10 protein-coding genes and 1 pseudogene are annotated in these 11389 nt (G+C 73.8%); 6 read left to right on the top strand and 5 right to left on the bottom strand.

Translation table 11 applies throughout. The annotated features are described in order from the left end of the window. Positions 1-92: 92 nt before the first annotated feature. Positions 93-359 (bottom strand): zf-HC2 domain-containing protein, encoded by a 267-nt coding sequence (locus ACH4J0_RS07325; RefSeq protein ID WP_396237131.1) that lies wholly within the window; start codon positions 357-359, stop codon positions 93-95. 142 nt (positions 360-501) lie between these two features. Here ACH4J0_RS07325 and ACH4J0_RS07330 point away from each other — a divergent pair, with 142 nt between their 5' ends. The 4 genes from ACH4J0_RS07330 (at position 502) to ACH4J0_RS07345 (ending at position 5262) form a co-directional block, all read left to right on the top strand. Further along, complete coding sequence (locus tag ACH4J0_RS07330) at positions 502-1065, top strand: sigma-70 family RNA polymerase sigma factor (protein WP_396237133.1); 564 nt, start codon at positions 502-504, stop codon at positions 1063-1065. 288 nt (positions 1066-1353) lie between these two features. Then, positions 1354-2727, top strand: a complete 1374-nt coding sequence (locus tag ACH4J0_RS07335) for an MFS transporter (protein WP_396237135.1) — start codon at positions 1354-1356, stop codon at positions 2725-2727. A gap of 50 nt (positions 2728-2777) precedes the next feature. After that, positions 2778-4124: a cytochrome P450 gene (locus ACH4J0_RS07340; protein ID WP_396237137.1), complete on the top strand. Its 1347-nt coding sequence runs from the start codon at positions 2778-2780 to the stop codon at positions 4122-4124. Between the two features lie 97 nt (positions 4125-4221). After that, positions 4222-5262 carry an L-tyrosine/L-tryptophan isonitrile synthase family protein gene (locus tag ACH4J0_RS07345; RefSeq protein WP_396237139.1) on the top strand — a complete coding sequence of 347 codons (1041 nt, stop codon included), beginning with the start codon at positions 4222-4224 and terminating at the stop codon, positions 5260-5262. Positions 5263-5321: 59 nt separating this feature from the next. Here the strand turns inward: ACH4J0_RS07345 and ACH4J0_RS07350 are convergent, their stop codons facing one another. The 3 genes from ACH4J0_RS07350 to ACH4J0_RS07360 all read right to left on the bottom strand — a co-directional run bounded on the left by ACH4J0_RS07350 (position 5322) and on the right by ACH4J0_RS07360 (position 8383). Beyond that, positions 5322-6116 (bottom strand): ABC transporter ATP-binding protein, encoded by a 795-nt coding sequence (locus ACH4J0_RS07350; protein ID WP_396237141.1) that lies wholly within the window; start codon positions 6114-6116, stop codon positions 5322-5324. Then, the gene (locus ACH4J0_RS07355; RefSeq protein ID WP_396237487.1) at positions 6113-7147 is read right to left on the bottom strand and encodes a FecCD family ABC transporter permease; all 1035 of its coding nucleotides are present in this window, start codon (positions 7145-7147) and stop codon (positions 6113-6115) included. Before ACH4J0_RS07355 ends, ACH4J0_RS07350 begins: the two co-directional genes overlap by 4 nt. Positions 7148-7306: 159 nt before the next feature. Further along, the gene (locus tag ACH4J0_RS07360) at positions 7307-8383 is read right to left on the bottom strand and encodes an ABC transporter substrate-binding protein (RefSeq protein ID WP_396237143.1); all 1077 of its coding nucleotides are present in this window, start codon (positions 8381-8383) and stop codon (positions 7307-7309) included. 220 nt (positions 8384-8603) lie between these two features. Here ACH4J0_RS07360 and ACH4J0_RS07365 point away from each other — a divergent pair, with 220 nt between their 5' ends. Together ACH4J0_RS07365 and ACH4J0_RS07370 are read left to right on the top strand one after the other, a co-directional pair. Then, a complete protein-coding gene (locus tag ACH4J0_RS07365; protein WP_396237145.1) occupies positions 8604-9455 on the top strand; it encodes a helical backbone metal receptor in 852 nt (283 codons plus the stop codon). Positions 9456-9512: 57 nt separating this feature from the next. Next, positions 9513-10541 (top strand): transglycosylase SLT domain-containing protein, encoded by a 1029-nt coding sequence (locus tag ACH4J0_RS07370; protein ID WP_396237147.1) that lies wholly within the window; start codon positions 9513-9515, stop codon positions 10539-10541. A gap of 96 nt (positions 10542-10637) precedes the next feature. Here the strand turns inward: ACH4J0_RS07370 and ACH4J0_RS07375 are convergent. Beyond that, a pseudogene (locus ACH4J0_RS07375) lies at positions 10638-11389 on the bottom strand (hypothetical protein); the annotation flags it as partial.

Consider the following 11389-nt stretch of genomic DNA (forward strand, 5'->3'; position numbering starts at 1 on the left):
GCCGCCGTGCGCGGTGCCGCTCCCAGCCTTCCCCTCGGGACCTTCCCATGCCTCACTTCGACGGCGCACCGGTTCGCACCGGCGCCACCGTCCTACCGCTCCGCGGTCTGCGGCCCCTCCGGCGCCCGACCGACCGGACTGTCCACGCCCAGCCGGGCCAGCAGCTCGGCCGCCCACGCCTCCGACGGACCGTCGAGAGCAACCGCCGACACCTGAGCGCGCAGCCGCTCGCCCCGTTCCAGCCAGTCCCGACAGCCGGTGCAGCGCGCCAGGTGCTTGTCCAGCCGGGTGCCGGCCAGGCCAGTCGGTTCGCCGTCGAGCCGGGCGGACAGAGCGGTACGGAGCTGCGCGCATCTCATACCACCATCGTCCCGCACGGCTGTCGGGCCAGGACCGGACGGGTCGCGCCCGGCGAGACCGGCGGGATCCGCGGGGCCGGGACCGGCACCGTCGGAACCGGCCAGCTCGGAACCGGCAAGGTCGGCAAGGTCGGAGGCCGCCGTGGATGACGACCAGCTGACCGCGCTCGCGCTGAGCGCCCGCTCTGGCGGGGCCTCCGACGTCGAGGCCTTCGTCCGGGCCACCCAGCGGGACGTGTGGCGCTTCGTCGCCCACCTGACCGACGTGCAGTCCGCCGACGACCTCGCCCAGGAAACCTTCCTGCGGGCACTGCGTGGCCTCCCGGCCTTCGCCGGGCGTTCCTCGGCCCGCACCTGGCTGCTGTCGATCGCCCGGCGGACGGTGATCGACCGCTACCGGATGGCCGCCGCCCGGCCGCGCTGCGCGGCGCTGTCGGACTGGCAGGAGGCCGCGGAACGGCAGGACAGCACCCCCGCGGCCGGATTCGAGGACGGGATCGCCCTCGGGGACCTGCTCGAACGGGTGCCCGTACAGCGGCGGGAGGCCTTCGTGCTGACCCAGGTGGTCGGCCTCACCTACGCCGAGGCGGCCGAGGTCGCCGGTTGCCCGGTCGGCACCGTTCGCTCCCGGGTCGCCCGGGCGCGTGAGGAGTTGGTAGCGCGACTGCGGGCGGCCGAGGCCGGGGAGCTTGCGGCGGCCTGCTGAACGGCGCGCTCGGCTGGGCGACCCGGGCGCGGACCGGGCGCGGACCGGGCGCATACCGGGAACGGACGACTGGTCGCGGATGACAGATGACAGACGACAGATAACAGCAAACAGATGACAGATTTCGAAATCTGTCATCTGTCATCTGTCATTCGTCAGCTGAAAGTTGTCCGCCCCGGAAAATTCCGCCAAGTGTTCGGAACCATCACCCCCGCGCCCCCGACTGCTGTACCGGACGCCGCCGCCGAGGCGGTGCCCGGTACGGCAACGGGGGAACGGAGGATCTCCATGCGAGCGCAGAACCCCATACCCACCGACGATCTGACGCTCAATCAGCCCATTCCGGCGGACCGGTGGAGCCTGGTCGTGGCCGCCGGGCTGCTCTCGTTCGTCGCGATGCTCGACATGAACGTGGTCAACCTGGCGCTCACCGACATTTCCGCCGGCCTGCACGTCTCCGCCGGGATCGCCCAGTGGGCCGTCCTCGGCTACCAACTCCCCCTGGTGGCGCTGCTGTTGCCCGCCGGTCGATGGCTGGACCAGGTCGGCACCCGATCAGCGCTGCTGCTCGCGGTCAGCTGCTTCGCGACCTGCAGCGCGCTGGCCGCCCTTGCCCCGTGGGCGAGTTGGCTGATCGCGGCTCGTCTGCTGCAAGGCGCCTTCGGGGCCGTGCTGTTCGTCCTGATGCCGGTGCTGGCCGCGACGTCCGTCCGGCCCGAGCTGCGCGGGCGGGCGATGAGCGTGCCCGCGACGCTGGGACCGCTCGGCGCCGTCACCGGCCCGGTGGTCGGCGGCCTGCTGCTGGACCACCTCGGCTGGCGGGCGATCTTCCTCGTCAAACTGCCGGTCTGTCTGGCCGCCGTCCTGCTCGTGCGGCGGAACGCCCCGCGACGCGGCGGGCTGCGCCCGCCCGACCGGGGTTCGCTCGAAGACGCCGCGCTGATCGGTGCGGCGGTGGCCGCCGTCCTGCTCGGGCTCACCCTGGCGCCGAAGGCCCCGCAGTGGCTGCTGCTCGCACTGCCCGCCGCGCCGCTGGTGCTGCTGTGGCTGCGCCGCCCGGGCGGTCGGCCGGTCGCCGAGCTGCTGCGGGCCGCCGGAACCGCCGGGGTGAACGCCTCGGTGCTCGCGCTCGCCGCCGGCTTCGCGGCCTGCCAGTACCTGCTCGTCCAGTACCTGCGCGGCCCGCACGGCGAGAGCGCCACCGCCACCGCGCTGACCATGCTGGCCTTTCCGCTCGGCATGGTGCTGGCGGGACGGGTCGGCGGCCGGCTGGCCGACCGCTGGGGCGCCCGGCCGACCGCGCTCACCGGTGCCGTCGTCACCACCTGCGGCCTGGCCCTGCTCATCCCCGTGGACTCCGGCTGGTCCACCCTCGACATCGCCGCGCGGCTCGCCCTGGCAGGTGCAGGGATGGGCCTCAACGGCGGCCCCACCCAGGCGCTGGTGATGACCGCCTCCCCGCCCGGGAAACTCGCCACCGCCGGCTCCGCCGTCCAGCTCTCCCGCAGCCTCGGCTTCGCCCTCGGCCCGGCCCTGGCCACCGCCGCCGCGCTGGCGGGCGACCGGCCCGGCACCGGGACGCACGCGGGCATCACCCTGGCCGCCCTGGTCGCGGCCACCGCCGTCGTCCTGCTCACCCTCTACCGCCGCCCGCAGGCCTGACACCCGCCTGCAAGCCGTCCTCGCCCCACCCCTCCGGAGGAAGCACAGCCATGCCCGACACCGTCCGCACCCCGCCCCCGGCCGAAGCCGCGACCGGCGCCGGAGCCCCGCGCTGCCCGCACGCCCACGATCCGCTCCCCAGCCCCGTCCCGCTGCACGGCCCGGACTACAAGTCCGACCCGTACCCCCTCTACCGCCGGATGCGCGAGGCCGGGCCGGTGCACCGGGTGGAGTTCCCGAGCGGCATCCACGCCTGGCTGGTCACCGGCTACCAGGCCGCCCACGAGACCCTCAACGACCCCCGGCTCGGCAAGAACCACGCCCTCGGCAACGACAACTGGCGCCGGCTCGCCTCGATCATGCCGGAGCCACAGCACTCCCAGCTCCAGGTCCACCTGCTGCACCAGGACCCGCCCAAGCACACCGTGATGCGCCGCCTGGTGCTGGACGCCTTCGCCCCGCGCCGGGTGGAGTCGCTGCGGCCGAGGCTGCAGGAGCTGGCCGACGCCCTGGTGGACGAGCTCCCGGCAGTCGGCGGGGCCGATCTGGTGGCGGGCTTCGCGGCCCACTACCCCTTCCGGGTACTGGCCGAAGTCATCGGCCTGCCCTTCGAGTTGGCCGCCCGGTTCGACCGCGACTGGGGCAAGGTGGTCCAACCGGTCGGTCCCCAGGACCCCGGGCGTCCGGTGTACGAGGCGCGGCTGCGCGGCCTGCAGACGTACATCGCCGAGGTGGTCGCCCGCAAGCGCGCCGACCACCGTGCCCCCGGCCGGGACGAGCGCGAGGACCTGCTCGGCCGGCTCGTCGCCGCCCACGACACGGGCGAGTTGAGCCGCGAGGAGCTCGATTCGATCGTGTTCCAGCTGCTGGTCGCCGGGCAGGAGCCGGTCACCAACCAGATCACCACCATGCTGATCACCCTGCTGCGCCACCCCGAACAGCTCGCCGAACTGCGCACGAACCTCGACGAGCCCGGCCGCCTGGGCCGGGCGGTGGAGGAACTGCTGCGCCACGACGCCGCGTTCGAGCTCACCACCTGGCGCTTCTTCGCCGAGGACAGCGACCTGTTCGGCACCACCGTCCCGGCCGGCGACTCAGTGATCGTCTCGCTCTGCGCCGCCAACCGCGACGACGAACAGTTCCCCGAGGCCGACCGCCTCGACCTCGACCGCACGCCGAACGCCCATCTCGCCTTCGGCCACGGCATCCACTACTGCCCGGGCGCCGCCCTGGCCCGGGCCGAACTCCAGATCGCCGTCGGCACCCTGCTCACCCGGCTGCCCGGGCTGCGTCCGGCCGCAGCGCCCGGGGACGGCCTGGACGAACTCGCCTGGATCCCCGCCGTCCTGGCCCGGGGCGTCAACCGGCTGCCGGTCGTCTACGACCGGCGCGACTGAGCATCGCCCGCCGGCCCTGCGCCCACCCCGCGCCTGCCCGCCCACGGCTCCGCCTGCCCGAAGCCGTACGCCCGCCCATCCGTGGAGGAGACCCACCATGCCGCCCGTCGGCACCGCCACCCCCTTCGTCACCAGCGTCACCAGCCTCACCAGCACCCCGGAACAGCGGTCTACGGAACGGATCGCCGCCCGCATCCTCGGCCTGCTGCTCCCGCACCGCCGCGCCGCCGACCCGGAGTTCGACGCCCGACCCGAGCACTTCCCCTTCCAGCTGGCGCAGTTGGCGGACTTCATCGACGCCGGGGAGCCGATCGTCTTCACCCTGCCCGGCTTCCCGTGCAAGTCGCCGAACCCGGCGAAGGTGCTCGGTCACCTGCCCGACGAGGGCGAGCGGCTGTCGCTGACCTTCCTCGACGAGCTCTGCGCCCGGATAGGCCGGATCCACCCGCCCGGCGCACGGATCCTGATCTGCTCGGACGGTCACATCTTCGGCGACCTGATCAACGTCCCCGACGACCGCATCGACGCGTACTCGGACGAGCTGACCGCGATGATCGACCGCGAGGGCCTGAGCCACCTCGGCACCTTCGACCTGCGGGCGGTGCTCGGCGACCTGCCGTACGACGACAAGCGCGCCCGGGTGCACGAGCGGTACGCGCCGAGCGTCGAGGAATTGCGCGAGCAGGTGCTGACGGAACAGGAGACCCTGCGGCTCTACCGCGGCATCACCCGCTTCCTCACCGAGGACTCCGTGGGCTTCCCCGGCACCAGATCCGCCCTGCAGCGCGAGTGCCGCCGCCGCGCCTACGGAGTGATCCAACGCAGCCGGGCCTGGGGAGAGTTGATCGCCGAGCAGCATCCGCGGTCGGTGCGGCTGTCCATCCACCCGCAGCCGGCCGGTGCGCCGAAGTTCGGTGTCCGGCTGCTGGCGGCGGCCGATGCCTGGATGACCCCCTGGCACTCGGCGGTGCTCCACCGGAGCGACGGCAGCTGGGAGTTGCTCCGCAACGAGGAGGCCGCAAGGCTCGGCCGACTGGTGGAGCGGGACGGCCGGCCGAGCCACTACGAGAGCCACGCCGAGAGCCCTACCGAGAGCCCTGCCGAGAGCCCTACGGAGAGCCCTACCGAGAGCCGCTGAGACCGAGTCACCCACAGCGATCCACCGACGCCGAGCCACTGAGGCCGAGCCGCCCCGGACTACCGGAGCGGCTCGGCGGCGCGCGCCGGGGAACGGTGGTCGTAGGCGATCAACGGGTCCCCGGTGAGCGGGTGTTCGACCACCGCAGCGCGTACGCCGAAGACCTCGGCCAGCAGGTCGGCGGTGAGCACCTCGCGCGGCGTCCCGGAGGCGACCAGGGCGCCACGGTGCAGCACGTGCAGCCGGTCGCAGACCGAGGCCGCGGCGTTGAGGTCGTGCAGCGCGACCAGCGTGGTGCGGCGCTGTTCCCGCAGCAGGGCCAGGAGTTCGACCTGGTGCCGGACGTCCAGGTGGTTGGTCGGCTCGTCCAGCACCAGGACGTCCGGCTGCTGGGCGAGCGCCCGGGCGAGCAGCACCCGCTGTCGTTCGCCGCCGGACAGTTGGGCGAACCGGCGGTCGGCGGCATCCGCCATGCCGACCCGGAGGAGCGCCCGGGCGGTGATCCGGTGGTCCTCGGGGTCGTCGGCCGCGAAGGCCCGCTTGTACGGGGTGCGGCCCATCGCCACCACCTCGCGCACGCTCAGCTCGAAGTCACCGCCGCGCTCCTGGGGCAGCGCGCCGATGTGCCGGGCGGACTGCGCGGGCCGCAGTGCCGCCAGGTCCCGTCCGGCCAGCAGCACCCTCCCGGCGCTCGGCCGCAGGTGCCGGTAGACGGTGCGCAGCAGGGTGGACTTGCCGCTGCCGTTGGGCCCGACCAGCCCGGCGATCTCCCCCTCCTCGGCGACGAGGTGGACCCCGGCCACCACCGTGCGACCGGCCAGGGCGACGCTCAGGTCCTCGACGGCGATCCTCAACTGCGCTCCAGTCGTCGGTCCAGCAGGTAGAGCAGGGTGGGGGCGCCGAGCACGGCGGTGACCACGCCGATCGGCAGTTCCTGGCCGTCCAGGGCGGTGCGGGCCACGGTGTCGACCACGACCAGGAGCACCGCCCCGGTGAGGGCGGACAGCGGCAGCAACCGCCGGTGGTCGCCGCCGACGAGCAGCCGGCAGACGTGCGGCACCATCAGCCCGACGAAGCCGATCGCCCCGGAGACGGCCACCAGCACGCCGGTGAGCACGCTGGTGACGACGAAGACCTCGCGGCGCAGCCGGGTGACGTCCACACCGAGCCCGGCGGCCGTCTCGTCGCCCATCAGCATCGCGTTGAGCCCGCGGGCGCGGGCCTGGAGCAGGGCCAGTCCGAGTGCCACGGCGACTGTGGGCACGGCTAGTTGGGCCCAGACGGCGCCACCGAGGCTGCCCATCAGCCAGAACAGCACGCCTCGGGTCTGCTGCTCGTCGCTGGTCTGCAGGACGAGGTAGCTGGTGATGCCGCCGAGGAACTGGGCGATGCCGATGCCGGCCAGCACCAGGCGCAGCGGGGAGAAGCCGCCGCCGCGCCGGGCCATCAGCCAGACCAGGGAGAACGCGGCGAGCGCACCGGCGAAGGCCGCCAGGGAGACGGTCAGGCCGAGCGCGCTACCGAAGGAGAGTTCGAGGCCGAAGGCGGTGCCCAGGACGATGGTGGCGACCGCCCCGAGGGAAGCGCCGGAGGAGATGCCCAGCAGGTACGGGTCGGCGAGCGGATTGCGCACCAGGGCCTGGACGGCGGTGCCGACCAGGCCGAGTCCGGCGCCCACCACGGCCGCCAACAGGGCGCGTGGGACGCGCAGTTGCCAGACGATGAGGTCGCGGGTGCCGGGCTGGGGCGCGCGGCCGGTGAGGTGGTGGGCGACCACCGACCAGACCTCGCCGGGCGGGAGCTCCACCGAGCCGAGCGAGACGGCGGCGGTCAGCGCGAGCACCAGGGCGACGGCGAGCGCGGCGGCCAGCGGCCCGGCCCGCAGGGTGCGGGCCGGGCAGTGGGCTTCCCGGGCTCCCCGGCCGTCACGGGTTCCCCGGCCGTATCGGTCGTGCCGGGCACCCCGGTCGTCATGGTTGTCACGGTCGTCACGGGCTTCCCGGTCGTCCCGGTCACCCTCGGCACGAAGGGCCGAAGCCACGGCCTACTGCCCGTTCTTGACGAGATCGGGGTGGACGGTAGCGGCGATCTGCCGCACGGCGTCGGCGTTGCGAACCCCCGCGATGGTGGTCACCTCGGAGCCGAGCCGCACGAAGTGCCCCTCCTGGACGGCCTTCAGGCCCTGGGTCGCCGGGAAGCTCCGCAGGAACGTCTCGGCGTCGTCGTAGGCCTTGCGGGTGGCCTCCTCACTACCCCGGTTGCGCACGGCCAGTTGGATCCAGTCCGGGTCCTTGGCCACGACGTCCTCCCAGGAGCCGGGCTTGAAGTCGGCGTCGCAGTCGGCGAACACGTTGCGGGCCCCGGCCTGGGTGATGACGGCGTTGGCCACCTGCCGACCGCAGACCGCGACCGGCTGCTTGGTCCCGGCGTCGAAGTCGAAGACGAAGTAGCTCGGCCGCTTGTCCTCCGGGACCCCGGCGAGCGCGGTGCGGACCTCGCCGATCCGCTTCTCCATCCCGGTGACGAGTTCCTCGGCGCGGGCGGCGGTGCCGGTGACGGCACCGAGACGGCGGATGTCGTCCTCGATCCCGGCGAGGTCGGTGCGCGGCGCCTTGGCGGCCTTCGGGGTACCGGCGCAGGCGGTGGAGAGCAGGTAGACGTGCTGGATGCCGGCCGCCGCGAACTCCGCCTCGGTGGGCCCGGTGGCGCCGCCACCCATCATCGGCATCGCGCCGAAGGTGTCGACGTAGAGGTCAGCGCCGGAGCCGAGCAGCTTCTCCTTGGGAACGGCCTTGTCGCCGAGCACCGGCACCTTGGCGCCCTGCTCGACCAGCGCCGGCGGCAGGGTGCCCTTGCCGGGCGGGAAGCCGGTGCCGATCACCCGGTCGCCCGCGCCGAGTTGGAGCAGCATCTCCAGGCTCGCCGCGTTGCTGGTGACGATCCTGGTCGGGGCCTTGGCCACGGTCGTCTCCTTGCCCGCGCAGTCGGCGACGGTGACGGGGTAGCCCCCGGCCGGAACGGCCCGGGCGGTGATGGAGGCGCTGCCCCCGCCGCCGCTTCCGCAGGCCGTGGCGAACAGGGCGACGGCGGCCGCGATGCCGCAGACGACGCGAGGGCGCATGAGAACTCTCCTGGTCGGTGGTCGTGCCGGGGCCTGTCTTCGAACTCCCGAAAGCGGAGTTCGAAGACAGGCCGGGACCCGCGCTGCGGACCCGGACCAGGTAGTCGGCCCGGGGCCGCGACGGGTTCCCGGGGATCGCCCGGCGATTTACGGCCCTTCCCGACCGCCCGCGCGCAGCCGAGCGGAGCCGAGCGCAGCCGGGCGGACATAGGGTGGCCGGATGGCCGACCCCACCGACCCGCGCGACCCCTCCGAAGCGCGCGACGACCTCGACCTGCCCGTACCGCTCGGTCCGCGCCCGCCGCGCCGGGTGGTCTCGCTGGTGCCCTCGCTGACCGAGGCCGTCGCCGCCACCGCGCCGGGGCTCCTGGTCGGCGCCACCAACTGGTGCAGCCACCCCGCCGACCTGACCGTGGCCCGGATCGGCGGCACCAAGAACCCTGACCTGGCGGGCGTCCTCGCGCTCGCCCCCGACCTGGTGATCGCCAACGACGAGGAGAACCGCCGCCCCGACCTGGACGCGCTGCGGGCCGCCGGAGCGCCGGTCTGGGTCACCGGCATCCGCACCCTGGACGACGCTTTCCGCTCGCTGGACCGACTGCTCACCGTCGCCTGCCGACTGCCGCGCCCGGCCTGGCTGGACCAGGCGGAGGCGGCCTGGCGCGACGTCCGGCCGACGGCATCCCCACGGGGCGGACGGCCGACGGCGGACGGCCCGCGGGCGATCGTGCCGATCTGGCGCCGCCCGTGGATGGTGCTCGGCCGCGACACCTTCGCCGGGGACCTGCTGCGCCGCCTCGGCCTGCGGCTCGTCCACGCCGAGCACGCCGAGCGCTACCCGGCCGTGCCTCTGACCGAACTGCTGTCGGGGCGACCGGAGTTGGTGGTGCTGCCGGACGAGCCATACAGCTTCACCGCCGAGGACGGCCCCGAGGCGTTCCCCGGCATCCCGGTCGCGCTGGTCAGCGGACGGCACCTGACCTGGTACGGGCCCTCCCTGGTGACCGCTCCGACCGTCCTCCGGCGAGCGATCGACCACCCGTTCATCCAGGGTGAGGAAACCACATCGTAGGATGACCGCCACTCGCCGGAACCATCAGGTCGCCGGGGACAAGTGGGGGGATCACCGATGAAGTTGAGCACCACCCGGCGGACGACCGTTCTGGTCTCCGCCGTCGCCGTCTCGACCGCCGTCCTGGCGGGCTGCGGCACCGAGAGCGCCGACAAGCACCCGAACGCGGCGTCGAGCACCACGCTCACGGCCGCCAGCGCCGCGCCCAGCGAGACGGCCGGCGCCAGCCCGTCCGCGAGCGCCACCCCGACGCCCAGCGACTCCGCCTCCACCTCCGCCAGCGCCTCGCACAGCCCGAGCGCGAGCCCGGGCAAGTCGGCGAAGGCCACGCCCGGCGCCCCGGCGGGCAACGCCAAGAGCGGCGGCGGCAACGCGGCCGGCGCACCCGCCACCCAGCCGCCGGTCGAGAAGCCCGCCATCCCGGCGCCGGTCCCCACGGCCAAGCCCGGCGCCGTCGCCCTCCCTCCGCCGCCCGCGCCGCCCGTCCCGCACGTGCCGCCGCTGCAGAGCGGCTGCCAGCCGAGCAAGCCCCAGCCCGACGAGCCCACTACGGCCGTCGGCGCGGCCCTCACGGCGGCGGCCGGGCAGTCCCGGGTCCTCACCCTCAGCGCGGGCGGCACCGACAAGCTCCCGCCGCTGCCCGTCAACCTGGTCAAGGCCATCGCCTGGCAGGAGAGCGGCTGGCAGTCCGGCATCCTCGCCTGCGACGGCGGCATCGGCACCATGCAGATCATGCAGAACACCGTGAGCTGGATGAACGGCAAGTACGGCACCAGCTCAGACCCCAAGACGCTCAACGGGAACGTCCAGCTCGGCACCCAGCTGCTCGACTGGCTGGTCGCCTACTACGGCGACTCCTCCTTCGGCGGCAAGTACGACCTCTCCCCCGACCCTGCCACCGGCAAGACGCCGCTGCTCGACCTGGTCATCTCGGCGTACAACGCGGGCGCGGGAAACGTGCACTACAACACCGTCACCGACCCGACCACGGGCGAGATCGTCGGCAGTCTGGACATCCCCAACCCGAAGTACATCTCCAACGTGAAGGCGCTGATGGCCAGCCAGCCGTGGAACAAGGCAGGCTGACCCCTCTTCTGTGGTCCGGCCGCCCCGGCCGCATGACGCAGGGCCCGGGACGCGAGTGCGTCCCGGGCCCTGTGCCGTACGGCCGTCGGCCGGGCGTCAGCCGCGCGCGGCGGTGACTGCGGCGCCCAGCGCCTCCTTGATCCGGGGGCCGAGACGGGCGAAGCCCAACTCCTTCATGGCCGCGCGGAGCAGTTCCTCGTCGCTCCGCTCGCTGCCGTCGGCGTCGATCCAGCGGACTACGGCGAGCAACTCGTCGGCCGAGTAGGCGGTCACGGGGCGGCCGGGGGTGAAGTCCGGCTTCGCGGGACGGTCGGCGGGCTCCTCGGAGGCAGGGGTGTCGGCCGCGAGGGCCTCGACGACGGGCTCGGGCTCCGACTCGACGGCAGGGGCTTCGGCGACGGTCTCGGGCTCCGTGGCGGGCTCCTCGACCTCGACCTCTACGGCAGTCGTCGCTTCGACCTCGACGGCGAGCGCCTCCGCAGCGGCCTCAAGCTCCGTGGCGGGCTCCTCGACGTCGATGGCGACCTCAGCCTCGGCAGTCACCGCCTCGACCTGCTCCGCAACGTCGACTGCGGGCTCCTCCACGGCCTCCGCCTCGGTCACGGGCTCCCCCACCTCAAAGGCGATGGCCTCCGGCTCGCCCTCGACCTCGACCTCGGCAGTCACTGCCTCGGCACCGGCCACGGCCTCGACCCCAACGGCAGGCTCCTCGACCTCGACGGCTAGCGCCTCCGCAGCGGCCTCAAGCTCCGCGGCGGGCTCCTCGACGTCGATGGCGACCTCAGCCTCGGCAGTCACCGCCTCGACCTGCTCCGCAACGTCGACTGCGGGCTCCTCCACGGCCTCCG

Source organism: Kitasatospora sp. NPDC017646 (assembly GCF_044329365.1).
Lineage (GTDB): Bacteria > Actinomycetota > Actinomycetes > Streptomycetales > Streptomycetaceae > Kitasatospora.

Coding starts and splice junctions, on each gene's coding strand:
- ACH4J0_RS07325 (WP_396237131.1), bottom strand. CDS start 359: ATGAGATGCGCGCAGCTCCGTACCGCTCTGTCCGCCCGGCTCGACGGC.
- ACH4J0_RS07335 (WP_396237135.1), top strand. CDS start 1,354: ATGCGAGCGCAGAACCCCATACCCACCGACGATCTGACGCTCAATCAG.
- ACH4J0_RS07340 (WP_396237137.1), top strand. CDS start 2,778: ATGCCCGACACCGTCCGCACCCCGCCCCCGGCCGAAGCCGCGACCGGC.
- ACH4J0_RS07345 (WP_396237139.1), top strand. CDS start 4,222: ATGCCGCCCGTCGGCACCGCCACCCCCTTCGTCACCAGCGTCACCAGC.
- ACH4J0_RS07360 (WP_396237143.1), bottom strand. CDS start 8,383: ATGCGCCCTCGCGTCGTCTGCGGCATCGCGGCCGCCGTCGCCCTGTTC.
- ACH4J0_RS07365 (WP_396237145.1), top strand. CDS start 8,604: ATGGCCGACCCCACCGACCCGCGCGACCCCTCCGAAGCGCGCGACGAC.
- ACH4J0_RS07370 (WP_396237147.1), top strand. CDS start 9,513: ATGAAGTTGAGCACCACCCGGCGGACGACCGTTCTGGTCTCCGCCGTC.